Source organism: Streptomyces sp. NPDC046727 (assembly GCF_040645635.1).
GTDB lineage: Bacteria > Actinomycetota > Actinomycetes > Streptomycetales > Streptomycetaceae > Streptomyces.
In genome coordinates, this window is the sequence record NZ_JBEYYR010000016.1 from 69530 (window position 1) to 95375 (window position 25846).

Here is a 25846-nt window from a genome sequence, read left to right on the forward strand (position 1 = left end):
CTCAGGCGACCGGCCGCGCGGAGGACGGGGAACCCGTCGGGCTGCCGCTCGGGGACCGGACCGGCGTCACGCTCTGGTGCAGGGTGTTGAAGTCGGCCACGTTCCGCAGGTGGGCGTTGTAGTCCGAGGTGAAGCGGGTGTCCCCGGGCTTGACCGTGACGAAGTACAGCCAGTCGCCCGGCGGCGGGTTCAGAGCGGCGTGCATCGCGTCGTCGCCGGGGTTGTCGATCGGTGTCGGCGGAAGACCCGTGCGCTGGTAGGAGTTGTACGGGCTGTCGATCTGGGTGTCGCTCCGGCTGGTGTGGAGGGTGGTGCGGTTCAGCGCGTAGTGGATGGTGGAGTCCATCTGCAGCGGCATCCCGCGCTCCAGCCGGTTGAAGACGACCCGGGCGACCTTGCCCATGTCCGCCTTCGTGGCGGCCTCGGCCTGGACGATGCTGGCGATGGTGACGGCCTGGTAGATGTTCATGGCGCTGCGCTGCGCCCCGGCCGCGACCGGTGCGGCGGTGTATCTCCTGTTGGCGGTGTCGACCATGAGCTGCAGCAGGGACTCGGGGGTGGCCCCTTCCTGGACGGGATACGTCGCCGGGAAGAGATAGCCCTCCGGGTTGCCCGCGGCCTCGCCCGGCAGTTTCAGGGCGGTCTTGCCGAGCGATTTGAGGGTGCTGCCCGGGGGCAGCTTCAGGGCCTTGTCGACCGCGGCGTAGACCTGGCTCGCGCGCCAGCCCTCCGGGATCACCAGCATGGGGGGCTTCGCCTGCTCGCGACCGCTCTCCAGCATCAGCAGCGGCACCGCCACGGCGGTGCCGGCCACGACGGCGCCGGCCAGGAGGACGAGGAATCTGCCCCGGCGTGTCAGTCGGATCGTTCTCCGTGACGGAGTGTTCATCTGCATGCGGGCACGGTAATACGCATATCCTCACAAACCCGGCATATGTTCAGCTTGTCGGTTGCAGTTGCGCGTCCCGGCGCACCAGCGCCGCGTACCGGCCGTCCCGCTCCAGCAGTTCCTCGTGCGTGCCGCGTTCTGCGACCTGCCCGGAGTCGAGCACCACGATCTGATCGGCACCGCGGACGGTGGACAGGCGGTGGGCGATGGTGATCGTCGTGCGGTCGGCCGACAGGGCGTCGATGGCGTCCTGGACGGCGGCTTCCGTGCGGGTGTCGAGCGCGCTGGTCGCCTCGTCCAGGATGAGGACCGGTGGGTCGCGCAGAATGGTGCGGGCTATCGCCAGGCGCTGCTTCTCGCCGCCGGAGAAGCGGTGGCCGCGTTCGCCGACGATCGTGTCGTAGCCGTCGGGCAGCGCGGCTATGTGGTCGTGTATCTGCGCCGCCTCGGCCGCCGCGCGCAGTTCTTCGTCGGTGGCGTCCGGCTTGGCGAAGCGCAGGTTGTCGGCGACCGAGGCGTGGAAGAGGTACGTCTCCTGCGAGACCACGCCGACCGCGCGGGCGAGGGTGTCGAAGTCGAGGTCCCGGACGTCCACCCCGTCCAGCGTGACGCGCCCCCCGGTGACGTCGTACAGGCGGGGCACCAGATACCCGAGCGTGGACTTGCCGGCGCCGGTCGGGCCGACGACGGCGAGGCTGCCGCCGGCCGGCACGGTGACATCCACGCCGTCGAGCACGGGGCCGCCCTTGTCGTCGTACCGGAACTCGACGTCCTCGAAGCGGACTTCGCCCTTGATCACGTCGAGGCGGACCGGCCGCTCGCGCTCGGTGATGTCGATCGGCAGGTCCAGGTACTCGAAGATGCGCTGGAAGAGAGCCAGGGAGGTCTGGATCTGGACGCCGGTGGCGAGCAGGCTCACGGCCGGGCGGAACAGGCCCTGCTGGAGCGAGACGAAGGCGACGATGGTGCCGAGGGAGACCTCGGGGCCGCCGAAGCGGAGGGCGAGGCCGGCGGTCCAGTAGATGACGGCGGGCATCGCGGCCATGACGATCGTGATCACGGCCATGCGCCAACGCCCGGCCATGTTCGACCTGACCTCCAGGTCGACCAGGCACTCGGACTCCGCGGCGAAGGAGGAGGTCAGCGAGTCGGAGCGGCCCATGGTGCGGCCGAGCAGGATGCCGCTGACCGAGAGCGACTCGGTGACCGTGGCCGCCATCGCGGCCATCTGCTTCTGCCGCTGGGTGGTGATCTTCTTGCGTTCGTTGCCGACGCGGCGGCTGATCCACACGAACACCGGGAGCAGGATCAGCGAGACGATCGTCAGCCGCCAGTCCAGGGCGACCATCGCGACGATCGTGGCGACCACGCTGGTGGCGTTGGAGACCAGGGAGGTGGCGGTGGAGGTGACGGTGGCCTGCATGCCGCCGATGTCGTTGGCGATGCGGGACTGCACCTCGCCGGTGCGGGTGCGGGTGAAGAAGGCGAGCGACATGCGCTGCAGGCGGCCGTAGACCGCGGTGCGCAGGTCGTGCATGACCCGCTGGCCGACGGTGGTCGAGATCAGTGTCTGCAGCACACCGAAGACGCCGGCCAGCACGGCACTGAGGATCATGCCGAGCGCGAGCAGGCTCAGCAGGCCGGTGCGGCCCTGCGGGATCGCGACGTCGAGCGTCTCCTTCAGCAGGAACGGGGTGGCCACCGAGACCAGCGACGAGGCGCCGACGAGAAGGCCGACGATCGCGAGCCGCCCGCGGTAGGGACGGAAGAGGCGCAGGATGCGGCGCACCTGCCGGGGCTGTTCGCCCGCGTCGGCAGGTGGGGTCCAGGAAGGTTCACGGTCGGGATGCATGGGCTCCTACGGAGGTGAACGGGCGCCGGCCGGAGCACGGCCGACGATGCCTGACGGATCGTAGCTCATTGTTACCTATACTCACAATGAACGGCATCCTGATATTGTTCCCGCATGACCACCCCTGATCCCGACGGCCTGCTCGCCGAGCAGTTGCTACGGCTCACCCGCCGGGTGCACCGCATCCAGAAACACCATCTGGAGCAGCGGGAACTGGGCGTCACGCCGGCCCAGTCCCGGCTGCTGCGCACGCTCGCGCACTACGCCTCACCTCCGCGCATGGCCGACCTCGCCGAGCGCCTGGAGGTCGTGCCGCGCGCGGTGACGACGCTGGTCGACGGACTGGAGGCGAGCGGCAAGGTACGGCGGGCACCGGACCCGGTGAACCGGCGCGTGACCCGGATCGAGCTGACGGCCGAGGGGCGCGCGACCCTGCACGAGCTGCGCGGCGCCCGCCGCTCGGCGGCCGAGGAGATACTGGCGCCCCTGACGGAGAAGGAGCGCCAGGTGCTCGGCGTACTGCTGGACACGCTGATCGACGGGGAGGGCGGCGCCCAGCGCTGCTGAACGGATCCGCAAAGGCCGCGGGTGGCGCGTCCCGCGCCGCCGGCCTCAGCAGCGCCTGCGATCCTCCGTCAGCAGCCCCTGCACCGTGGTCAGCGAACGGTCGTAGCAGCCGTCCGGGCCGAGGAGGCGGTAGCGCTCGGTCGACGTGCCGACCGCGTGCCGCTGGTCACGCGGGACGTTGATCGTGTACGCGGCGTCGCCGCTGTAGGTGTCGTCCAGCCGGGACCAAGCGGTGCGCCGGCCCGCCTCGCGCGTCAGCACGGACGCCCGGTCGCCGAGGGTCAGCACGGTGCGCAGCCGGTTGTCCGGGCCGACGGTGGTGGCGCCGTTCACGGTGTACGTCCGGTGCGTGTGCGTCGTCCGCGCGGGGCCGTGGCCGGCCACGGCGACCGCCTCCTCGTCGGTCCAGGTCGCGTCGAGTCCGTCCGTGTTCTCGCCGTCGGTCCAGCGGTGGACGGAGGTGTGGGCGAGCGTGCGGGTGACGGTGGTGGTGACGCGCCCGTGCGAGGTGTCCAGGTATCCGGAGACGGTGAGCCGGTGCCCGGCCTCGGTGCGCACCTGGTTCTCCGGACCGGGCGTGTAGGTGGAGGCGTTGGCGATGTCGGTCGCCCTGTCCTCGACGAGCGCGCCGGGGACGTGGGCGCGGTGCGCGTCCTGCCAGACCAGGACGTTCACCGGCGTGCTCCAGCCCGACTGCCCCGCGGGCACGCCGGCGACGGACACCTCGACGCGGTGCGGGCGGCCGTCGTTGAGGAGCCCGGCGAAGGGCGTGAGGTCGTACTCGACGGGCCGCACGTCGAAGGCGCGCGGGGCCGGGACGACGTACCAGAGGAAGGGGTTGGACCAGCCGCCCGTCCACACGTTCGGGAACGGCGCCGCGATGCCGGCGAGCCGGCCGTCGACGGTGACCTGCACCTCACGGTACGGGCCGCGGTCGGCCTTGCACGAGTACGACGCCGGGTCCGGCACGGTCAGGTACCAGAACTCCTCGCAGCCGCCGCCCGAACCCGTCGCGTACACCTCGGCGACGATCCGTTCGCTGTTGCGCGGGGTGGTGAGCGTCGTGCCGTCGGGCGTGTCGGCGAGCGTGAGGACACGGTCGGGAGCGGCGGCCTCCGCGGGTCGTCCCGCGTAGAAGGTCAGGGTGACGTGGACGTCGATGACACCGGTGTAGGTGTCGTCGACCACGTTGCCGATCAGCATCTCGACGTCCCGGTCGCCGCGGAAGGTGTCGCTGTAGCGGGTGACGTCCTTGTCCACGTGCCACTCGATGCCGTCGGGCGAGGGCTCCGGGGTGGAGGTGCGCAGGATCTCGACGCCGCCGACGTGCAGATAGCCGAGGCGGTCGTACTGACGGCCCTTCACCTTGCCGTCGAGGCGCAGGACGACCTTGCTCCAGCGGTCGCCGCAGCCCTTGGGGGGCGTGTACGTGCCGCGGTAGGGCGTGAAGTCGCGGAACTGCGCGTCGGCGAGGGTGACCTGGCAGGAGCGGGTGTGCGGCCGGTCGACGGGCGGGGCGGCGGTCACCGGATCGTGCCAGTCGGTGCCGAACTCGGCGGGCACGTCGGCGGCCTGGGCGGTCGAGGATCCGGTGCCGAAGAGCGTGCTCACCAGGAGGGTCGCCCCCGCGAGCATGGACATGACTATCCGTCTTCTCATGGCGGGTGTTCTACGGGGAGACGGGCCGCCCCGCAATGACGCCTCGGGCAGATCGGCGCGATGAGGACGGTCACCGCACGGGCACCCAAGGAAGGAACATCTGGTGATATAAGCGGATCTTGCTGTCATAGTGCCGTCATGGAGATCACGACCGCCGGCAGTGCAGCGGGGCCCACGGCCACGCACCCGGCTCCCCGACCTCGCGACGCCCACAGGCCCCTGCGGTGACGGCGTCGTCCAAGCGCCTCATGCGCCACCGCCATACCGGCCGGCCCGGTCGCGCGAGGCTCGCCCTCGCCGCCACCGGCGCCGTCGCGCTCACGGGAGCGGTCGCGCTCACCGGTGACGCCCTGTTCACCGGCGGAGTCCCGCCCTCGGGCCACGTCACCCCCGCCCCCGGCGCCTCGGCGGGGCCGGCCCCCTCCCCCGGAGCGCCGGGCATCGGCGACCCCCTGATGCCCCTCGCCGGCAACGGCGGCTACACCGTCCGCCGTTACACGCTCGACTTCGACTGGCAGGCACCCCGGACGCCCTTCGCGGCCGGCGCCACCATCAGCGCCACCGCCACGCAGGCCCTGTCCCGCTTCGACCTCGACTTCGCGGGCAACGCGCTGCGCCGCGTCACCGTCGACGGCGCACCGGCCGCCGCCCGACGTAACGGCGACGAACTCGTCGTCACCCCCGCGAAGCCGATCCCCCGCGGCAGCGCGTTCACCGTCCGCGTCGCCTACACCGCCGACCCGACGCAAGAACGCCACCGCGACGACGCGATCCAGGACTACGGCTGGGTGCCCACCTCCGACGGCACCGTGGTCTGCGCCCAGCCCGACGGCGCCAGAATGATCTTCCCGGCGAACGACCATCCGAGCCTGCGGGCACCGATCACGTTCCGGATCACCACCCCTCCGGGGCTCAGCGCTGTGGCCAACGGCCGGCTCGTCGGCACCGCCCGGCGGCCGGACGGCCGCACCCGGTGGACGTACGACTCCGAACAGCCCATCGCGGCCCAGCTGGTCCAGATGGCCATCGGGAGGTTCTCGTTCGTCGACAGCAGGGGCCCGCGCGGACTGCCCGTGCGGGACGTGGTGCCGGACGGCCTGGTCACGGACACCGAGGCGTACCGCTCGCTCACTCCGGAACACCTCGCCTGGCTGGAGCGGCGGCTCGGCCCGTACCCGTTCCGCCGCTACGGTGTGCTGGTCGGGGACACCGACCTGCCGGTGGCGCTGGAGACCCAGTCGCTCTCCGTCGTACCCCGGGACGACCTGCTGGGCGACCAGGTCGACGCCGAACGCAATCTCGTCCACGAACTGACCCACCATTGGACGGGTGACAGCGTCGCCGTCCGGCGCTGGTCCGACCTGTGGCTGAGCGAGGGTCACGCCCGCTTCTACGAACGCCTGTACTCCGACGAGCACGGCGGCGTGAGCCTGGAGTCCGCGATGCGGGCGGCGTACGAGCAGCACGACCAGTGGCGGCACGACGAAGGAGCGCCCGCCGAACCGGCCGAGGCGACGCTGTTCAAGGTGATGCGCTACGACGGCTCGGCACTGGTGCTGTTCGCGCTGCGGGAGAAGGTCGGCGAGGAGACGTTCGGCAGGATCGAGCGAGCCTGGGTGACCACCTACCGGGGCCGCGCGGCCGGCACCCGGGACTTCGTCACGCTCGCGTCCAGGGTCGCGGGGGAGGACCTGAAACCGTTCCTGACGCCGTGGCTGTACGGCGCGCACACCCCGCCCATGCCGGGCCACCCCGACTGGCAGGTGGACCCGGTCGAGGACTGAGTCCGCACCTGGACCTGTGTGGTTGCCCCAGGCAGCGGAGTCGCTGCCGCCGACCGGGTGGCCTCTGGGGGATCGCTGGTCCACCCCGGTGACGTTCGCCACGACACGGCGCGCCGGGCACGGAAACGTACGAGGGGTGGCGTGACGGGCAACTCCTTTGTCCTGGTTGCGAACGAGCGTGGTTGGGAGAGCCTCTGCGATGAGAAGAAATGTTTCTGCCCATACCCCCGGGGCCATCCGGAGGTGCCGCCTTACGGCCTGTGTGATCGCGGGGGCGGCGCTGCTGCCGCCGCTGCTGATCCTCCCGACGTCCGGAGCCGACGAGGCGGCGGACCGGCGCCTGCAGGAGGCGTTCACCGACGCCGCGCGCGAGTTCCAGGTGCCGCGCAGTGTGCTCATGAGCGTGTCCTACCTGCAGACACGCTGGGACTCCCACCCCGGCGCACCCAGTGTCGCGGGCGGCTACGGACCGATGCACCTGGTGGACACCGAGCGCCTCCGGGCCCGGGCACCCGGCACACGGAAGCCGGACGGCGGCCACTCGGCGCCGCGCACGGGAGCGGCGGGGGCGCTCACCACGGACACCGCGGGCCCCTCGGCCCGCCACGCCGTGCAGCCCGCGGACCTGCAACACGCGGCACGACTGATCCATACCCCGGCCGAACGCCTCCGGACGGACGCCGTCGCCAACGTACGCGGCGGCGCCGCGCTTCTGGCGGCCACTCAGCGACAGCTCGGCAAGCCCCTCAGCGCCGATCCGGCGGTCTGGTGGGAGGCGGTGGCGCACTATCCGGGCACCCGTGACGTCACGTCAGCCGCGGCCTACGCCGACGACGTCTTCGCCCTGATCCGCAAGGGCGCGCACCGCACCACCGCGGAAGGGCAGGACGTCAGCCTCCCTGCCACCCCCGGCCTCCAGCCGCACCAGCGCACCACCCGGCTGCAGGGCCCGCAGCGGCCGAAGGAGGTCGAGTGCCCCGCCGAACTGGCCTGCGACTGGCTCGGCGCGCCGTACGTGGAGATCGAGGACGGCGACACCGACTACGGCAACCACGACCTGGGCGACCGGCCCAGGGACCAGCCGATCGAGTACATCGTCATCCACGACACCGAGGCGGAACTGCCGAGCATGTTCCAGACGGTGCAGACCCCGACGGAGTCGTCGTGGCACTACTCGATCCGCTCCAGCGACGGCCACGTCACCCAGCACGTCAGGACCAAGGACGAAGCCTGGCACTCCGGCAGCCAGTTCGTGAACGCCCGCTCGATCGGCATCGAGCACGAGGGATTCCTCGCGCAGCCCGGCACCTGGTACACGGAGCAGATGTACCGGGCCTCGGCGCGCCTGGTGCGGTACCTGACGAAGAAGTACGACGTCCCGCTCGACCGGCAGCACATCTTCGGCCACGACAACGTGCCGGCCCCGACCGCCGACAGCATCCCCGACATGCACGACGACCCGGGCCCCTTCTGGGACTGGCGGCACTACTTCGACCTCCTCGGCGCGCCGCTGCGGGCGACCGCAGGACCGGACAGCGACATGGTGACCATCCTGCCGGACTACGCCAAGAACACGCCGCGATTCACCGGGTGCAACGGCCATGGTGCACTCTGTCGGCCGCACGGCTCCAGCGCCGTCCGCCTGTACACGGAACCGGACGAGCGTTCCCCGCTGATCCAGGACCCGGGCCGCAGGCCGGAGGGTGACGATTCCACGGAGGACGTCAACGACCTGGGATCGCGCGTCTCCACCGGCCAGACCTTCGCCGTCGCCGACCGCAGCGGCGACTGGACGGCGATCTGGTACCAGGGCCGGAAGGCCTGGTTCAAGAACCCCAGGACGCAGCCGACCGCCGTCGGCGCGGCCGGACGCATGGTCACGCCGAAGGAGGGACTGGACGAGATCCCGGTGTACGGGCGGGCCCTCCCCGAGGAGGATGCCTACCCGGAGGACGTGGAGGAGCCGACCGAGTCGCCGCTCCCGTACAGCTTCCTGGCGGGCCAGCGGTACGTGACGCAGGCCGGTGTCGGCAGCTCCTACACGGCCAAGTCGTTCAGCGACACGCCGAACCCGGTGGTGTGGGGCCGGGAACGGTACTACGAGATCCAGTTCGGCCACCGGCTCGCCTACGTCCGGGCGAGCGACGTGGACATCGTGGACGCGTCCGCCGCCGCTGCCGGACCACAGGGCGAGACCGCTCAACCGACCGGGCAATGACCCCACGGACCGGCCAGGGGGCACGGGAGCGAACCCGCCACGGCCCGGACGGGCTACGGCACCGAGCCGTCGCTAGGCCCCCAGGGCCGCCCTGTCCCCCATCACCACGACCGGATGGCGAGCCGGGTCCAGGGTGCGCAGCAGGGACTCCATGGCCCTCCTGGAGACGCTGACGCAGGCCGAGGTGCCGCTGCCGTGGTCCATGTGCAACCAGATGCCGCCGCCCCTGTCCGCACCCCAGGGGCGGGTGGCGTCGCGCGGCGGGGTGCCCTTGCGGCGGTTGTAGTCGATGGCGATGACGTAGTCGAAGTCGTGCTGGTGCGCCTCGTCCCACTCGTGCGGGGGTGCGTAGGCGCCCTCGTCCCGGTCGTACGGCAGCCGGGTGCCCGGGTCGGCCAGCACACCGCCCGCGTCGGTGAGGGTGAACACCCCGACCGGGGTGCGCTGGTCGCCCTCGTGATGGTCCGTGGTCCAGCCGTGGCGCCCGTTGTGCGCGGGCCAACTCCCCACCGGGCGCCAGTGCGTGCCCTGCCGGGTGTACAGCACGACCGTGGCGTCGGCCGAGTCCTCGCCCGCGCCGTACACGGCCACGACCTGGCCGGAGTCGGCCGGGATCCGTCGGTGCAGGCGGTCGCCGACGCCCGGGACGCGGGTCGGGTCGGCCGTGGGGGCCGACGACACGGTGGGCGTCCGCGCGGCCTTGCCGTCGGCCCCCTGCGCGCCGCGCGTGCGGGCGGGGCCGGGGGCGGCCGGGCCACAGGAGGAGAGCGCCACGAGGAGGGCGCCCAGGACCGCCACCGCCACCGCGACCGGCCCGCGCCTGTCGAACTGCACGCGCCCAGCGTGTCATCGCGCACCGGCCGACGGTGCGGTCTTCCGGGCCGTCACCGTTCCGGGTGACTCGACTGCCCGTCGCTTGACGGACGGGGCGAGGGGGCCTGGCCGGAAGTCGCGGATTTCGTGGGCCGTCGAGAAAAACTGTTTGAAATTCACCACTCTGCAACGCGAACCTTTCACGGCTCGTTGCCGCTCACCGCGGCTTCCCGCTCCTTCCCCTCCCCTGACACGAGCCACTGGGACGTCATGCAGATTCAAGACCTTCCGTATCCCGATCCGGGCGTGCCCGACGCACGCTCGGGTCCCCGATTCCTGTGGTGGCTCTGGCGCAACCAGCTGGGCGGGCAGCTGAAATCACTCGCCTGGGGCCTGCTCCACTTCGTCTCCGTCTCCGCCCTGCCCTTCTGCGTCGGTCTCGCCGTGCAGGCGGCCATAGACCGCTCCGGCACCCGGCTCGCCCTGACGGGTGGTCTGATGCTCCTGTGCGGAACGGGTATCGCCGTCGGCGACACCTTCCTGCACCGGACCGCCGTCACCAACTGGATCACCGCCGCCGCCCGCGTCCAGCAGCTGCTGGCCCGCAAGGCCGCCCAGCTCGGCTCCGCCCTGACCCGGCGGGTGGCCGCCGGTGAGGTGGTCTCCGTCTCCACCGGCGACGTGGAGAAGATCGGCTGGTTCGTCGAGGCCGTCTCCCGCTTCACCGCCGCCGCGCTGACGGTCGTGGTCGTCTGCGTCGGCCTGCTCGTGTACCAGCCCGCGCTCGGCGTGGTCGTCGCCGTGGGCCTGCCCGTCGTGGCGCTCGCCGTGCTGCCGCTGCTGCCCCGGGCGACGCGCCGCGCCGATGTGCAGCGCGAGAAGGCGGGCCGGGCCACCGAGCTGGCCTCGGACACCGTCGCCGGACTGCGGGTGCTGCGCGGCATCGGCGGCGAGGAGCTGTTCCTCGACCGCTACCGCCGGGCCTCGCAGGAGGTACGGCACGCCGCCGTGCGCAGCGCCCGCATGTGGTCGCTGATCTCCGCCGTCCAGGTGCTGCTGCCCGGACTGCTGCTGATCGCGGTCGTCTGGCACGGCATCGACCTGGCCCGCCAGGGCCGGATCACGATCGGCGAACTCGTCACCGTCTACAGCGCGGTCATGGTCCTCAACTACCCGCTGCGGCACTTCGAGGAGATCGCCATGGCGTACTCCTTCTCCCGCCCCTCGGCCAAACGCGCCGCACGCGTGCTGTCGCTGGAGCGGTCCACGGCCACCGACGGCATCCGCGAGGCCGAAGTACCGGGCGGCGATCTGTACGACCCGGCGACCGGTCTGCTCGCTCCCGCCGGCCGGTTCACCGCCGTGGTGTGCGGTGACCCGGACGCGGCGGGCCGGCTCGCCGAGCGGCTGGGCGGCCACCCCGCGGAGCCGGGCCGGCCGGTACTGCTCGGCGGGGTCCCCTTGGACGACCTCCCGCTCGACAGCGCCCGGACCGCCGTCCTCGTCCAGGACAAGGACCCGGTACTGCTGTCCGGCACGCTGCGCGAGCTGCTCGACGTGCCCGCCTCCGGTGCCGTCGGGGCCGCGGACGCACTGGCGGCAGCGCAGTGCACGGACGTGCTGGACGCGCTCGTACAGGGTTCGCTGGACGCCGCCGACCCGATGGACGCCCGCATCACCGAGCGCGGACGCTCCCTGTCCGGCGGCCAGCGCCAGCGGCTCGCCCTCGCCAGGTCGCTGATCACCGATCCGGAGGTGCTGGTGCTGGACGAGCCGACCTCCGCGGTCGACTCGCACACCGAGGCCCGGATCGCCGACGGGCTGCGCCGGCTGCGGTCGGGGCGGACGACGGTCGTGTTCACCTCCTCGCCGCTGCTGCTCGACCGCGCGGACCGGGTCGCCCTGGTGCACGAGGGCGAGGTCGTGGCGGTCGGCATGCACCGCGACCTGGTCGACAGCGAGCCGCGGTACCGCGCCGTGGTGACCCGGGAGACCGACGAGGAACTGGCCGCGTCCGACGAAGGAATGCTGCTGGACGCGCTCCAGGAGCTGGAAGAGATCGAGGAGAGCGCATGATCGGCGTTGCGCCACCGGCGTACGACCCGGCGGCCCCGACGACCGCCACCACCCTGCCCGTCGGCGCCACCGCGACCGTGCGCGCCTACGTCACCGAACTGTTCCGCCGGCACCGCCGGGCCTTCCTGCTGCTCATCGCCGTCAACACGGTGGCCGTGGTCGCCTCCATGGTGGGCCCGTACCTGCTCGGCGGCCTGGTCGAGCGGGTGACCGACCGGGCCGAGGAGCTGCGTCTGGGCCTGACCGCCGGGCTGTTCGTGCTCGCGCTGGCCGTGCAGGCCGTGTTCGTCCGGCAGGTGCGGCTGCGGGGTGCGATGCTCGGCGAGCGGATGCTGGCCGACCTGCGCGAGGACTTCCTCGTCCGGTCCGTCGGGCTGCCGCCGGGCGTGCTGGAACGGGCCGGCACCGGCGACCTGCTCTCCCGCATCACCACCGACATCGACCGCCTGGCCAACGCCATGCGCGAGGCCGTGCCCCAGCTGGCCATCGGTGTCGTGTGGGCCCTGCTGCTGCTCGGCGGGCTGGTCGTGACCGCCCCGCCGCTGGCCGCCGCCGTGCTGCTGGCCGTGCCGGTCCTGGTGATCGGCTGCCGCTGGTACTTCAAGCGGGCGCCGTCCGGCTACCGCTCGGAGTCCGCCGGCTACGCCGCCGTCGCCGCCGCGCTCGCCGAGACCGTGGACGCCGGCCACACCATCGAGGCGCACCGCCTCGGCGCCCGCCGCGTGGCTCTGTCGGAGCGACGGATTTCGGAGTGGGTCGCCTGGGAGCGGTACACCCTCTGGCTCCGCTCCGTGCTCTTCCCGGTCATCAACGCCGTCCACCTCCTCGTGCTCGGCTCGGTCCTGATGGTCGGCGGCGTGTTCGTCCTGCACGGCTGGATCGGAGTGGGCCAGCTGACCACCGGCGCGCTCATCGCGCAGATGCTCGTCGACCCGGTGAACCTCATCCTCCGCTGGTACGACGAGGTGCAGGTCGCCCAGGTGTCGCTGGCCCGCCTGGTCGGTGTGCGGGACATCGAGCCGGACGCCGGGAACGCCTCGCTGGTCCCCGACGGACGGGTCGTGCACGCCGACCGGGTGCACTTCGGCTACCGCGAGGGCGTCGACGTGCTGCGCAAGGTCTCCCTGGAGGTCGCGCCGGGCACCCGGCTCGCCCTGGTCGGTCCCTCCGGCGCGGGCAAGTCCACCCTGGGCCGGCTGCTCGCCGGGATCTACGCTCCCCGGGACGGCCGGATCACCCTGGGCGGGGCGGAGCTGTCCCGGATGCCCGCGGAACGCGTCCGCTCGCACGTCGCCCTCGTCAACCAGGAGCACCACGTCTTCGTGGGCTCCCTGCGCGACAACCTCCTGCTGGCCCGCACCGGCGCCACGGACGCCGAGCTGTGGGCGGCCCTGGGCGCCGTCGACGCGGACGAGTGGGCGCGGGCGCTGGACGACGGCCTGGACAGCGAGGTGGGCTCCGGCGGCCTGGCCCTGACCCCGGCACAGGCGCAGCAGATCGCACTGGCCCGGCTGGTGCTGGCCGACCCGCACACCCTGGTCCTGGACGAGGCGACCTCGCTGCTCGACCCGCGCGCGGCCCGCCATCTGGAGCGCTCCCTTGCGCGGGTGCTCGACGGCCGCACCGTGGTGGCCATCGCCCACCGTCTGCACACCGCCCACGACGCCGACGTGATCGCCGTCGTGGAGAACGGCCGCATCAGCGAGCTGGGCAGCCACGACGACCTGGTCGCAGCGGAGGGCGCGTACGCGGCGCTCTGGCGCTCCTGGCACGGCTGAGGGCCTGGCGGAGGTACCGGGGCGGGTGGCGGAGGGATCGGGTCCTGTCGTGGTGGGGGTCTTGTTTGCGCCGGTGGAGGCCGGGCCTGCGTCGGTGGACGCCCGCCTCGCCGGCGTAGGGGCCCCTGCCGAGGCGGAGAGCGCCCCCGTCGCCGCGGTCGCGGGCGTATGCGCGCGCGACCGGCGGCCCGTCTCGTGCCCGCTCCCGGGAGGTGCCGCCCGGCTTCGGGGAAGGGGCGTGCGCACCCTCCGGGGCTCGTGCCGTTGCGCGGGGCCGAGCAGGGGTGGAAGGCTGGAGAGCGGCACCGGTTCGGGGCGCGCCCGGGAACCACGCGGTTCACGGCGCGTGACCCCTGTGCCGTGCGTGCAGACGGCCAGCCGCCCGCTGGGGCGACAGCATCCGGCCGTCCTCACCACCTGGAGGTAGTCGTGGACAGCGCCGACGGCTGGGGGGACGACGTCTACCAGCCCGATCCCTCGGAGATCCGGGAGGACTCGGGGGTGCTCGACGTCGAGGACACACTGGATTTCGACGGCGTCGCCGATCCCCTCGACCGCGGCTGGTCCCCTCCCGAGCGGCCGTGGGCGGTCGAACACACCGGCGTGACGGCGTCCGAACGCCAGGAGGGCGAAACGCTCGACCAGCGGCTCGCCGAGGAGACACCGGACCTCACCACGCCCGACGGCGACGGCATCGGCGACTGCGACGGCACGGACGGTGAGCTGCTGGACAACGAGGTCGGCAACTTCCGCTCCGGCCGGCTGGTGGCCCCCGACGAAGGCGCGCACGAGGACGAGGAGGCCGCCCTCGTCGCCACCGACGTCGGCATCGACGGTGCCGCCGCGTCCGCCGAGGAGGCCGCGATGCACATCGTGGACGAGGACTCCCTCTCCGGCTGAGACCCCCGCTTCGGCTGAGCGGGGCCCCTGGCACGTCCCCGTCCCGACCGCCCCGCACGAGGAGCCGCCATGCAGCAGGACAAGCATCCCGACTACCACTCGGTGGTCTTCCGCGACCGCGCCGCCGGCTACGCCTTCCTCACCCGGTCCACCGCACAGAGCGAGCAGACCATCGAGTGGGACGACGGGCAGACGTACCCGGTGATCGACGTGGAGATCTCCTCGGAGAGCCACCCCTTCTACACGGGCAAGGCCCGCACGGTCGACACCGAGGGCCGCATCGCCCGCTTCGAGCGCCGGTACGGCGGGGCGGACGCGGGCGAGGCGACCTGATCGCGAGGGCTCCGTCAGATCACGTTGAGGGCCGCGGCGCAGCCCACTCCCCCGAGCAGCATGAACACCGGCATCAGCACCTTCAGCTCGACCCAGCTGCCCGCCCGGAACCGCATCGCCTTGGGCGGCCCCACCGGGTACCACCGCTTGCGGCCCACCGGGATCGGCCACAGGATCGGGCAGCCGGACACGGTCAGCGCGTCCCCGATGTCGTGCACCAGCGCGCCCAGCACGATCGGCAGTCCCAGCCACAGGTACTCCTGCCCGGGCGCGGTGAACAGCCAGTCGGAGCCGTTGCCCGGCTTGTCCAGCACTCCCGCGAGGATCCACGCGCTGGTCGCCGCCAGCAGCCAGACCAGGACGTCGCTGCTGGAGCCGCGCGCCGCCCGCCACAGCAGACCTTCGATCGCCAGCACCATGTGCACGAACAGGATCGCCAGCACCGCCCAGCGGCCTCCCGTGATCGCCGCCGCGGAGCAGCCGGCGCCGATCAGGACCGCCCACACCCAGGTGTGCGTCAACGTACGGTGCCCGCCGGAGCGGCGCGGGTCGCCCTGCTTCCGGGTCCCCTTGTAGACGGCGTACGACAGCTTGTCCACGATCTCGCACAGCCAGCGGGAGACCGGTCCGAAGGCCCGGGAGATCGTGGCGGCCTTGTGATCGAGGTCCGGGGCGAGCGCGGCGCCGGCGCAGATCAGGGCTCCGCAGAGGAGGACCGGCCAGGGCATCGGGTGCCCGGCCGCCGCGGTGGCCGCTCCGACGCCCAGCCAGGCCGCGGCCCCCGACAGTGAGTGTGCTGGTCCCATCATGGCCGCTTTCCGCCCCATTCCTCGTGTGCCGCTGTCCAGTTGACCCGGTGCGCTGACGCTGCGTCGGCGACACAGCGTAGCGGCCGTGATCTTCGCACCCGCAGCCGATTCCCCGCTCGGGCGGTAGGCCAGGCAAGATGGGGGCGTGACCCTCATCGATCAGCTGCCGCCGACCGCCGACCCCGACGCCCTGTACGAAGCCTTCGAGTCGTGGGCGCAGGAGCGGGGCCTCACCCTCTATCCCCACCAGGAGGAGGCGCTGATCGAGGTGGTCTCCGGGGCGAACGTGATCGTCTCGACGCCCACCGGCTCCGGCAAGAGCATGATCGCCGCGGGCGCGCACTTCGCCGCGCTGGCCCGGGACGAGGTCACCTTCTACACGGCTCCGATCAAGGCCCTGGTGTCGGAGAAGTTCTTCGAGCTGTGCAAGCTCTTCGGCACCGAGAACGTCGGCATGCTCACCGGCGACGCCTCCGTGAACGCCGACGCGCCCGTCATCTGCTGCACGGCCGAGGTGCTGGCGTCGATCGCGCTGCGCGACGGCAAGAACGCGGACGTCGGCCAGGTCGTCATGGACGAGTTCCACTTCTACGCCGAGGGTGACCGCGGCTGGGCGTGGCAGATCCCGCTGCTGGAGCTTCCTCAGGCGCAGTTCATCCTGATGTCGGCCACTTTGGGCGATGTGTCCTTCTTCGAGAAGGACCTCACCCGCCGCACCGGCCGCCCCACCTCGGTCGTCCGCTCGGCGACCCGTCCGGTGCCCCTCTCCTACGAGTACAAGCTGACCCCGCTCACCGAGACGCTCACCGACCTGCTGGAGAGCAAGCAGGCCCCGGTGTACATCGTGCACTTCACCCAGGCGCAGGCCGTGGAGCGGGCGCAGGCACTGATGAGCATCAACATGTGCTCGCGTGAGGAGAAGGACCAGATCGCCGAGCTGATCGGCAACTTCCGCTTCACCACCAAGTTCGGCCGCAACCTCTCCCGTTACGTGCGGCACGGCATCGGCGTGCACCACGCCGGCATGCTGCCCAAGTACCGGCGTCTGGTGGAGAAGCTCGCCCAGGCCGGTCTGCTGAAGGTCATCTGCGGCACGGACACGCTCGGCGTGGGCGTCAACGTACCCATCCGCACCGTGCTGTTCACCGCGCTGACCAAGTACGACGGCAGCCGGGTGCGCACCCTGCGGGCCCGTGAGTTCCACCAGATCGCGGGCCGGGCCGGACGGGCCGGCTTCGACACCGCGGGGCTCGTGGTCGCGCAGGCCCCGGAGCATGTCATCGAGAACGAGAAGGCGCTGGCGAAGGCCGGCGACGACCCGAAGAAGCGCCGTAAGGTGGTGCGCAAGAAGGCGCCGGAGGGCTTTGTCGGCTGGACGGAGAACACCTTCGAGAAGCTGATCGCCTCCGAACCTGAGCCGCTGACCTCGCGGTTCCGGGTGACGCACACGATGCTGCTCTCCGTGATCGCCCGTCCTGGCAACGCCTTCGAGGCGATGCGCCACCTCCTGGAGGACAACCACGAGCCGCGCAGGCAGCAGCTGCGGCACATCCGCCGGGCCATCGCGATCTACCGCTCGCTGCTGGACGGCGGGATCGTGGAGAAACTCGACCAGCCCGACGCCGAGGGCCGCATCGTCCGGCTGACGGTCGACCTCCAGCAGGACTTCGCCCTCAACCAGCCGCTGTCCACGTTCGCGCTCGCCTCGTTCGAACTCCTCGACCCCGAGTCGCCCTCCTACGCCCTCGACATGGTCTCCGTGGTCGAGTCCACGCTGGACGACCCGCGGCAGATCCTCGTCGCCCAGCAGAACAAGGCGCGCGGCGAGGCGGTGGCCGCGATGAAGGCGGACGGCGTCGAGTACGAGGAGCGCATGGAGCGCCTCCAGGACATCACCTACCCGAAGCCCCTGGAAGAGCTGCTCTTCCACGCGTACAACACCTACCGCAAGAGCCACCCCTGGGTCGGCGACCACCCGCTGTCGCCGAAGTCGGTGATCCGGGACATGTACGAGCGGGCGCTGTCCTTCACCGAGCTGGTGTCCTTCTACGAGCTGGCCCGCACCGAGGGCATCGTGCTGCGCTACCTCGCCAGCGCCTACAAGACCCTGGACCACACCATCCCGGACGACCTCAAGTCCGAGGATCTCCAGGACCTGATCGAGTGGCTCGGCGAGATGGTGCGCCAGGTGGACTCCAGCCTGCTGGACGAGTGGGAGCAGCTCGCCAATCCGGAGGAGATGACCGCCGAGGAGGCCCAGGAGAAGGCCGACGAGGTCAAGCCGGTCACCACCAACGCCCGCGCCTTCCGGGTCCTGGTCCGCAACGCCATGTTCCGCCGTGTGGAGCTGGCCGCCCTGGACCAGGTGGAGGAACTGGGCGAGATGGACGCCGAGTCCGGCTGGGACGCCGACGCGTGGGGCGAGGCGATGGACAAGTACTGGGACGAGTACGACGACCTCGGCACCGGCCCCGACGCCCGCGGCCCCAAGCTGCTCGTCATCAAGGAGGAGCCGGAGAACGGCCTCTGGCGGGTCCGCCAGATCTTCGACGACCCGAACGGCGACCACGACTGGGGCATCAGCGCCGAGATCGACCTCGCGGCCTCCGACGCCGAGGGCCGTGCGATCGTCCGCGTCACCGATGTCGGCCAGCTGTGACCCGATCGCGACCAGTGGCAAGCCAAGGAGAACCCCACCGATGACGAATCCGGCCGAGAGACTGGTCGACCTGCTCGACCTGGAGCAGATCGAGGTCAACATCTTCCGTGGCCGCAGCCCGCAGGAGTCCTTGCAGCGGGTCTTCGGCGGCCAGGTGGCGGGCCAGGCGCTGGTCGCCGCCGGCCGCACCACGGACGGTGACCGCCCGGTGCACTCGCTCCACGCGTACTTCCTGCGCCCGGGGCGGCCGGGCGTGCCGATCGTGTACCAGGTGGAGCGGGTCCGTGACGGACGCTCCTTCACGACGCGCCGGGTCACGGCCGTGCAGCAGGGCCGCACGATCTTCAATCTCACCGCCTCCTTTCACAAGCCTGAGGAAGGACCGTTCGAGCATCAGTTGCCGCCGGCCCGTGAGGTGCCGCACCCGGAATCCCTGCCGACGGTGACCGAGGAGATCCGCAAGCATCTGGGCGCGTTGCCGGAGCAGTTGGAGCGCATGGCACGCCGCCAGCCGTTCGACATCCGGTACGTCGACCGGCTGCGCTGGCACCCCGAGGAGATTGACGGCGCCGAGCCGCGCAGCGCCGTGTGGATGCGCGCGGTCGGGCCACTCGGTGACGACCCGCTGGTCCACACGTGCGCGCTGACCTACGCCAGCGACATGACCCTCCTGGACGCCGTCCGCATCCCGGTGGAACCGCTGTGGGGTCCGCGGAACTTCGACCTGGCCTCGCTGGACCACGCCATGTGGTTCCACCGGCCGTTCCGCGCGGACGAGTGGTTCCTGTACGACCAGGAGTCGCCGATCGCCGTCGGCGGGCGCGGGCTGGCCCGTGGGCGCATCTACGACCTGGAGGGACGGCTGCTCGTCTCGGTCGTCCAGGAGGGTCTCTTCAGGGCCCTGTAGCCCCTGGAGCGCCCCGGAGCCCCGACGGCAGCCCGCGACCGGGGTTCAGACCCGCGCGGCCCGTGCGGGCCGTGCCGGACGTGGACTTCTCCGCCGCAGCCAGGCGCGCAGACCACGGGGCGTCCGCGGCGGAGCGGGCCGCGCCGACTCGTGCCCCCGCAAGGCCGGCGGCCCGGTCGGCCGCACCGCCGGCCCCGGAGGCCGTGCGGACGGCTCGGGGTCCTGCACGCCCCGCTCCGGGGGCCACACCGCCCACTCGCCTTGCTGCATGTCCGATTCAAAGGGCCGCACGGCCGACGCGGAGTTCCGCACTTCCGGCTCCGGGAGCGCGGCGGACTCCGGTGACCGTGCTGCCCACTCCGACAGCCTCGTCGTCTCTTCCGTCAGCCGGGTGACCGTCCGGGCCATCGGTGGGATGGGCCGGGCAGCCGTCCGGATCGTCGGCGCGACGTGGCGGGCTGCCGGGCGCGGGGCGGGCGAGACGTCGCGGGCCTCCCGGACCGAGCGCGCCAGATCGCTGCGCAGCCAGCCGACCTCGTCCATGTCCTGTGCCGTCATGATCTGCTCGGCGAGGTGCGCGGAAGGCGAGCCGGGAGATCCGTGACCTGGCGGCGCGGGCCGGAACCGGTTCACAAACGCACGCTCGTACGGGTCCTTGACGACGTCGGCGACCTCGACCGGCGCGAGGAAGGCTGCCACGGCCCCGGCGCGGGCCCACGGATCCTCGGCCTGCCGGAGCAGGAATCCCAGATGCCGCCCGCGCCAGTTCCTCGCCCGCAGATCCACTCCCTCCGCCAGCTGGCCCCGCAGCGTCTCGGGCGTACGCCCCTTGAGCAGGTGCGCGTTCTCCGCGCCCGATGCGAACTGGCGTAGTTCTTCCGCCAGGTAGAGCCACACCACGGCCCGGTAGCGGTTGAGGTAGAAGTTCACAGGCACCAGCAGGCCCAGGCGGGCGAGCCGGGTGAACCGGCCTGCCGGGATCTCCATGAGGGCGGCGCCCTCGGCCGTGCCGACGACCCGCACCCGCTCGCGGAGAGACTCGGGGAAGCCGTCCTGTGCGCGGAGGCGGTCGATCTCCGCATGCTCCACCCGGCGGCCCCCTCCCCCTCCCCCTCCCCCGCCTTCGTCGGGCACGGTCCGGATGCGGCCGAGCTGCACGGCGAGATCGAACTCGCCTCGCTTGAGCCCGAGTTCGCGGGCGGCTCGGCTCGGAGTGCAAGTGCTGGGGCGGGGTGGGCCGAAAGTGCTTGCCGACATGGTCGTACTCCCCCGTGGAGTCCGTGGCTCACGCCCTGTGCGTTCGCCGTGCACCCACCGTAGCCGTTCTGTCGCATCTTGTGGCGAGCCTGTGGATAACTCCACGACGACAGGAAAACAGCAGGTCAGACGTCCGCTATCCGCGTCCGCTCGGGTTGCCTGGCGTCTACGCCGAGGTGTTCGCCGACCCGGTTGACGAGCAGGGTCATCTCGTAGGCGATCTGGCCGATGTCGGCCTCGGCCCCGCTGAGCAGACACAGGCAGCTGCCCGCGCCGGCCGCGGTCACGAACAGCACGGCGTCGTCGTACTCGATCATCGTCTGACGCACCCTGCCCGCGCCGAAGTGGCGTCCTGAGCCCTTGGCCAGACTGTGCAACCCCGATGCCACCGCGGCCAGATGCTCGGCGTCCTCGCGGCGCAGACCCGTGCTCGCCGCGGTGACCAACCCGTCGTTCGACAGGACCAGCGCGTGGCGCACATGGTCCACCCGCTCGGTCAGATCGTCCAGGAGCCATCCGAGACCCTGGTTCTGCGCCATGTCCGTCTCCCCGTGTGATGTCTCCCCCTGGCTGGAGGAACTCCCCGCCAGCCTTCCCCACGACCGGCGCGCGGGCAAGCAGGATGGGGCCATGGCAGAGAAGATGACCGATGAGGAATGGCGGGCGTTCGTCTCGGACGGCACCCGCACCGGCAAGCTGTCCACCGTCCGCGCCGACGGGAGCCCGCATGTGGCGCCGATCTGGTTTCTCCTGGACGGGGACGAGCTGGTGTTCAACACCGGCAAAGAAACCGCGAAAGGGCGCAATCTGGCCCGTGACGGCCGCGTCGCCCTGTGCGTGGACGACGACCGCCCGCCGTTCCACTTCGTGGTGCTGAACGGCCGCGCCCAGCTGTCGGAGGACCTGGCCGACCTGCGTCACTGGGCCACCCGGATCGCCGCCCGGTACATGGGCGAGGACCGCGCCGAGGAGTACGGTGCCCGCAACGGTGTACCTGGCGAACTCCTCGTGCGTGTCACCATCGACAAAGTGCTGGCCATGCGGGACGTCGCGGCCTGAGCGGCGGGCTCAGCCGACCGAGTCCAGAAGCCGGGCGGTGTGCATCCGCCCGGCGTACTCGACGAGCCGGATCAGCACTTCCTTGCCGGAGTCACGGTCACGCGCGTCACACAGCACCACCGGTGTACCGCGGTCGAGGTCGAGTGCCCGGGAGACATCGTGGGCGCCGTAGGCACGCGCTCCCGCGAAGCAGTTGACGGCGACCACGAACGGGATCCGCCGGTGCTCGAAGTAGTCGACGGCGGGGAAGCAGTCCTCCAGCCGCCTGGTGTCCGCGAGGACCACGGCGCCGAGGGCTCCCTGGGCCAGCTCGTCCCACAGGAACCAGAAGCGGTCCTGTCCCGGTGTGCCGAACAGGTAGAGCGACAGGCCGGAGCGGATCGTGATGCGGCCGAAGTCCATGGCCACGGTCGTGGTGACCTTCTGGTCCACACCATCGGTGTCGTCCACCAGCTGGCCGGCTTCGCTGAGCAGTTCCTCGGTGCGCAGCGGCCGGATCTCGCTGACGGCCCCGACGAGGGTCGTCTTGCCGACGCCGAAGCCGCCGGCGACCAGTATTTTCAGGGCCAGGGCGGAGGTGTCGTCGGCGGCGTCGGAGTGCTCGGAGACCATGATCACTTCTCTCGGGAGGGCCGGCTTCGGCCGGCGTCCGCGTGCTCCGGGGGTGAAGTCAGCATCATGACAACGGGGTTGCCCGTCGGGGTGATTGGACCGAAGTGGCCCTGATATGACCACCTTGTGTGCGATCGGCGGCGCAACGCGCCCGGATCGGAGGGACCGGGGTTCATCTACAGCGCTCGCAATCCCTCGATGACCTCGCGCAGGATCCGTTCATCGGGCAGATGCGCCGGGGGCACCGGGCGGCTGATGGTCACACAGCCGAGTTCCAGGAGGTCCCCGAGGAGGACCCTGACAACGCCGACCGGAAGGTCCGCGTCCGCTGCGAGTTCGGCAACGGACTGCGTCTCCACGCGGCACAGGTCGATCAGGTTCCGGTGCTCGGGGCCGAGCGCGGTGTCGTCGTCGAGCGCCGGGGCGGCGGGGTCGAGCGTGACGAGCGCGATCAGGTCGAAGCGCACGCCGGTGGGACCGGGCTGGGTGCGGCCACCTGTCATGGCGTACGGGCGGACCAGGGGCCCGGCCTCGCCGTCGTACCACTGGCTGCCCGGCTCCCGGAGCCCACCGGTCGGGTTGTCGGTCATCGGTGCCGCCCTTCCGGCTCACCCGGCGGCGGGCGGCTGAGCCGCGACGCGCGGCGGTGTGTAGAGGTGCTCGCCGACGCGTTTGACCAGGCGGGCCATCTCGTAGGCGACCAGCCCGATATCGGCCGTGACCGCGGTGAGCAGGGCGAGGCAGGAACCGTCACCGGCGGCGGCCACGAACAGGAACGCGTCGTCCATCTCGACCATGGTCTGGCGCACTCCGCCCGCTCCGAAGTGCCGCCCCGCACCCTTGGCGAGGCTGTTGAAGCCCGAGGCCACGGCGGCGAGATGCTCGGCGTCCTCCCGCGCGAGGCCGGTGGAGGCACCGACCGCCAGGCCGTCGTTGGACAGCACGACGGCGTGCCGCACCTCGCTCACGCGCATCACCAGGTCGTCGAGCAGCCAGTCCAGCTCGCCGGATCGCTGGCCGGCCCTCGGGGTCGGGTCGTGGATCATGCCGGGTCTCCTTCGCTGCTGTGACTGCCCGTTCCGGGTTCCGGCGCGGTGCCGCGGCCGGGCGGCCGACCACCGCCGCGCGCCCAGCCGTCGCGGTAGGCCGCCATGCGGTCCCGTACGAGTTCGGGGGTGCGCCGGTCGTCGCCGTGCCGGGCGGGCTGCGCGGCCGGTTCCTCGGGGCGCTGGTGGCGCAGTTGCGGGGCGAGGCTCGCCTGGCGCACCCGGCGCGGGAGGTCGTCGGAGGGCTCGGAGTCGTCCGGCGGGCGGTGCAGCCTCAAGGTGGTGACTCCGGGGGGCGGGGGTTCGTGGACGGTGCCTTGCGGGCCGGAGCCGTGGGGGCCGGCGGCCGGGCCGGTGTCGTCCGTGCCCGGGGCCGACGGAGCCAGATGGCGTCCGGATGGCGGTGTGGTGCCGTGGGCGGCGGGTGCGGTGGCCGCCAGAGCGGGCCGGGCCGGCCGGGCGGCGACGGCGGTTTCCTCGGGGGCGGTCGCGCCGGGCACGCGCGCGTAGGCGCGCTCCTGCTCGGGGCGGGCCTGTCCGTCCCCCTGGGAGGAACGTTCTGCCGAGCCACCGCGCAGCAAGGCGGTCGGGAGCAGGACCACGGCGGTGGTGCCTCCGTAGGGGGAGGTCCGCAGATGCACCTTGATGTCGTGCCGGGCGGCGAGCCTGCTGACCACGAAGAGGCCGAGACGGTCGCTGTCGAAGAGGTCGAGGGCCTCGGACTGTTCGATGCGCCGGTTGGCCTCGGCGAGGGTGTCACCGCCCATGCCGAGGCCCCGGTCCTCGATCTCCAGGGCGTAGCCGTTGCCGACGGGTTCGCCGGTGACGCGCACGCGCGTGTGGGGCGGTGAGAACTGGGCGGCGTTCTCGACGAGTTCGGCGAGCAGGTGGGTGAGGTCGGCGACCGCCGCGCCGATGACCTGGGCCTCGGGGAACTGGCGTACCTCCACGCGCGCGTAGTCCTCGATTTCCGAGACCGCGGCGCGGACGACGTTGGTCAGGGACACCGGCATGCGCCAGGCCCGGCCGGGTGCGGCGCCGGAGAGGATGATCAGGCTCTCGGCGTGACGTCGCATCCGGGTGGTGAGGTGGTCCAGGCGGAACAGGTCGCTCAGCTCGTCGGGGTCGTCGGAGCGCCGTTCCATGCTGTCCAGGAGGCTGAGCTGGCGGTGGACCAGGACCTGGCTGCGGCGGGCCAGGTTGACGAAGACTCCGGAGATGCCGCTGGCGAGTTCCGCGCGCTCCACGGCGGCGCTGAGCGCGGCGCGGTGCACGGTGGTCAGGGCTTCCGCGACCTGACCGGTCTCGTCCTCGGCGGGTGGTCCGGCGGGCGCCTCGGCCTGGATGTCGATCTCCTCGCCCGCGCGCAGTTTCCGCATCGCTTCCGGGAGTTTGCGGCGGGCGATCTCCAGCGCGTCGTTGCGCAGGCTCACGAGTTCGACCACGAGCGCCCGCCCGATGCGGACGGAGATGACGAGCGAGGCGGCGACGGCGGCCAGTCCGAGGAGCACGGCGGCGCCGGCGGGGCTGAGCAGGCCGCGGGCGACCGGGTCGGCGCGGCCGGCGACGGCGCGGCCCGTGGCCGCCTCGATGGTCCGCATGCCGTCCTGCACGCGCGCGTGGGCGGCGCTCCAGGCGGCTTGCGGTGCCGCGTCGGCCGGCTCGGCATCCGGCCGGGCGGCGAGCAGTCTGTCCTCGGCGGTGCCCAGGGCGGTGTAGGAGCCGCTGCTCGCCAGGTCCCGCCAGGCGGCACGCTGGGCGGCGGGCAGATCGGCGACGGCGGCGTCGGTGAGGGCACGGCGGGTGGCGACGGCGGCGCTGATGAGCCGCAGGCGCTCCCCCTGCAGGGTGCCGGCGGTCCGAGCGCTGCCCAGCAGGGCGTCCTCCTGGGCCAGTGCCTCGGCGGCGCGGGAGAATTCGAGCAGCACGCGCGCGTCGGAGGCGACGTCGGCCTGCTGTACACCGGTGAGGGCCCCGTCCACGACGAAGGCCGCGCCGATGGTCTTCGTGTACTGCGCGTACGCGTCGTCCCAGCCTGTCTTGTGACCGAGTACGGCCGTCCGGAGCGTGCGGAGGTGCTCGGCGCCGGTGACGAAGGCGTCGAGGCGCCCGGAGACACCGGCGGGCAGTTCCTGGCTGTCGGCGACCGTGCTGCCGTGACCGAGCCGCAGTTCGGCCACGGCCCGGTCGGTGCGGGCGGCCAGGTCTTCGAGGTCGCCGCCGTTCCCGGCGCTCGGGGCCGTGGCGTAGCGCACGGCCGCGGTGCGTTCGGCCTGCAGGGCGGTGACGGCCGCGGCCACTGGGGTGCGCAGTTCGGCGTCGACCCGCTGGGACTGGCGGAGCCGGGCGACGTCCTGGGCGGTGCTGACGGTGGCGTACGCCCAGAGGGCGAGCAGGGAGACGACGGGCACCATCAGGAGGCTGACCACCTTGGCGCGCACGGTCCGGGGCCGCAGGTGACGGCGGCTTCCACGCGCGCGTGCCGGGGCGGTCGGCGTGTCGAGCGAGTCGGTGCCCTCGTCGGCGGGCGGTCCGGCGTGCGCGCGGCGTCCGCGTGGGTGGTGCGCCGGGGCGGCGGATTTCTCGGGTGTACGGGGTGGGCGCATGGCCTCCTCGCTCGGGACGTGG

The 25846-nt window shown here is 72.1% G+C and carries 20 protein-coding genes and 1 pseudogene; 10 read left to right on the forward strand and 11 right to left on the reverse strand.

What is annotated here, in order from left to right; genetic code table 11:
• Position 1: 1 nt before the first annotated feature.
• Both mltG and ABZ937_RS21120 read right to left on the reverse strand, forming a co-directional pair.
• On the reverse strand, positions 2–895 hold the full coding sequence (mltG, locus tag ABZ937_RS21115; RefSeq protein ID WP_361693974.1) for an endolytic transglycosylase MltG: 894 nt from the start codon (positions 893–895) through the stop codon (positions 2–4).
• Between the two features lie 43 nt (positions 896–938).
• A complete protein-coding gene (locus tag ABZ937_RS21120; RefSeq protein WP_361693976.1) occupies positions 939–2741 on the reverse strand; it encodes an ABC transporter ATP-binding protein in 1803 nt (600 codons plus the stop codon).
• A gap of 114 nt (positions 2742–2855) precedes the next feature.
• Here ABZ937_RS21120 and ABZ937_RS21125 point away from each other — a divergent pair, with 114 nt between their 5' ends.
• A complete protein-coding gene (locus tag ABZ937_RS21125) occupies positions 2856–3308 on the forward strand; it encodes a MarR family transcriptional regulator (protein ID WP_361693978.1) in 453 nt (150 codons plus the stop codon).
• A 45-nt stretch (positions 3309–3353) separates the two neighbouring features.
• On the opposite strand, the gene ABZ937_RS21130 is transcribed toward ABZ937_RS21125, so the two are convergent.
• The gene (locus ABZ937_RS21130) at positions 3354–4967 is read right to left on the reverse strand and encodes a peptide-N4-asparagine amidase (RefSeq protein ID WP_361693980.1); all 1614 of its coding nucleotides are present in this window, start codon (positions 4965–4967) and stop codon (positions 3354–3356) included.
• Positions 4968–5215: 248 nt separating this feature from the next.
• On the opposite strand from ABZ937_RS21130, the gene ABZ937_RS21135 reads away from it, so the two are divergent.
• Together ABZ937_RS21135 and ABZ937_RS21140 are read left to right on the forward strand one after the other, a co-directional pair.
• On the forward strand, positions 5216–6751 hold the full coding sequence (locus ABZ937_RS21135; RefSeq protein WP_361693982.1) for a M1 family metallopeptidase: 1536 nt from the start codon (positions 5216–5218) through the stop codon (positions 6749–6751).
• A gap of 262 nt (positions 6752–7013) precedes the next feature.
• On the forward strand, positions 7014–8969 hold the full coding sequence (locus tag ABZ937_RS21140; protein WP_361693984.1) for a peptidoglycan recognition family protein: 1956 nt from the start codon (positions 7014–7016) through the stop codon (positions 8967–8969).
• A gap of 72 nt (positions 8970–9041) precedes the next feature.
• Here ABZ937_RS21140 and ABZ937_RS21145 read toward each other — a convergent pair whose 3' ends face one another.
• Positions 9042–9803, reverse strand: a complete 762-nt coding sequence (locus tag ABZ937_RS21145) for a L,D-transpeptidase family protein (RefSeq protein WP_361693986.1) — start codon at positions 9801–9803, stop codon at positions 9042–9044.
• A 249-nt stretch (positions 9804–10052) separates the two neighbouring features.
• Between ABZ937_RS21145 and ABZ937_RS21150 the strand changes: the two genes are divergently transcribed.
• From ABZ937_RS21150 to ABZ937_RS21165, 4 genes are all read left to right on the forward strand, one after another.
• The gene (locus tag ABZ937_RS21150; RefSeq protein ID WP_361693988.1) at positions 10053–11858 is read left to right on the forward strand and encodes an ABC transporter ATP-binding protein; all 1806 of its coding nucleotides are present in this window, start codon (positions 10053–10055) and stop codon (positions 11856–11858) included.
• The gene (locus ABZ937_RS21155; protein ID WP_361693990.1) at positions 11855–13636 is read left to right on the forward strand and encodes an ABC transporter ATP-binding protein; all 1782 of its coding nucleotides are present in this window, start codon (positions 11855–11857) and stop codon (positions 13634–13636) included. Before ABZ937_RS21150 ends, ABZ937_RS21155 begins: the two co-directional genes overlap by 4 nt.
• Before the next feature lie 429 nt (positions 13637–14065).
• Positions 14066–14536, forward strand: coding sequence for a DUF5709 domain-containing protein (locus ABZ937_RS21160; RefSeq protein ID WP_361693992.1), 471 nt, complete (start codon positions 14066–14068; stop codon positions 14534–14536).
• A gap of 69 nt (positions 14537–14605) precedes the next feature.
• A complete protein-coding gene (locus ABZ937_RS21165; RefSeq protein WP_361693994.1) occupies positions 14606–14869 on the forward strand; it encodes a type B 50S ribosomal protein L31 in 264 nt (87 codons plus the stop codon).
• A 14-nt stretch (positions 14870–14883) separates the two neighbouring features.
• Here the strand turns inward: ABZ937_RS21165 and ABZ937_RS21170 are convergent, their stop codons facing one another.
• Positions 14884–15678: a metal-dependent hydrolase gene (locus ABZ937_RS21170; RefSeq protein ID WP_361693996.1), complete on the reverse strand. Its 795-nt coding sequence runs from the start codon at positions 15676–15678 to the stop codon at positions 14884–14886.
• 145 nt (positions 15679–15823) lie between these two features.
• On the opposite strand from ABZ937_RS21170, the gene ABZ937_RS21175 reads away from it, so the two are divergent.
• Together ABZ937_RS21175 and ABZ937_RS21180 are read left to right on the forward strand one after the other, a co-directional pair.
• A complete protein-coding gene (locus tag ABZ937_RS21175) occupies positions 15824–18337 on the forward strand; it encodes a DUF3516 domain-containing protein (RefSeq protein WP_361693998.1) in 2514 nt (837 codons plus the stop codon).
• 40 nt (positions 18338–18377) lie between these two features.
• The gene (locus ABZ937_RS21180; protein WP_361694000.1) at positions 18378–19244 is read left to right on the forward strand and encodes an acyl-CoA thioesterase II; all 867 of its coding nucleotides are present in this window, start codon (positions 18378–18380) and stop codon (positions 19242–19244) included.
• A 456-nt stretch (positions 19245–19700) separates the two neighbouring features.
• Here ABZ937_RS21180 and ABZ937_RS21185 read toward each other — a convergent pair.
• A pseudogene (locus ABZ937_RS21185) lies at positions 19701–20501 on the reverse strand (DUF6397 family protein); the annotation flags it as partial.
• 125 nt (positions 20502–20626) lie between these two features.
• Positions 20627–21040, reverse strand: coding sequence for a roadblock/LC7 domain-containing protein (locus tag ABZ937_RS21190; RefSeq protein ID WP_361694002.1), 414 nt, complete (start codon positions 21038–21040; stop codon positions 20627–20629).
• A 91-nt stretch (positions 21041–21131) separates the two neighbouring features.
• Here ABZ937_RS21190 and ABZ937_RS21195 point away from each other — a divergent pair, with 91 nt between their 5' ends.
• Positions 21132–21560, forward strand: a complete 429-nt coding sequence (locus ABZ937_RS21195; RefSeq protein WP_361694004.1) for a PPOX class F420-dependent oxidoreductase — start codon at positions 21132–21134, stop codon at positions 21558–21560.
• Between the two features lie 9 nt (positions 21561–21569).
• On the opposite strand, the gene ABZ937_RS21200 is transcribed toward ABZ937_RS21195, so the two are convergent.
• From ABZ937_RS21200 to ABZ937_RS21215, 4 genes are all read right to left on the reverse strand, one after another.
• Complete coding sequence (locus ABZ937_RS21200) at positions 21570–22172, reverse strand: ATP/GTP-binding protein (protein WP_361694006.1); 603 nt, start codon at positions 22170–22172, stop codon at positions 21570–21572.
• 176 nt (positions 22173–22348) lie between these two features.
• Positions 22349–22762, reverse strand: a complete 414-nt coding sequence (locus ABZ937_RS21205; RefSeq protein ID WP_361694008.1) for a DUF742 domain-containing protein — start codon at positions 22760–22762, stop codon at positions 22349–22351.
• An 18-nt stretch (positions 22763–22780) separates the two neighbouring features.
• Positions 22781–23218: a roadblock/LC7 domain-containing protein gene (locus ABZ937_RS21210; RefSeq protein WP_361694010.1), complete on the reverse strand. Its 438-nt coding sequence runs from the start codon at positions 23216–23218 to the stop codon at positions 22781–22783.
• A complete protein-coding gene (locus ABZ937_RS21215; protein WP_361694012.1) occupies positions 23215–25824 on the reverse strand; it encodes a nitrate- and nitrite sensing domain-containing protein in 2610 nt (869 codons plus the stop codon). Before ABZ937_RS21215 ends, ABZ937_RS21210 begins: the two co-directional genes overlap by 4 nt.
• Positions 25825–25846 lie beyond the last annotated feature (22 nt).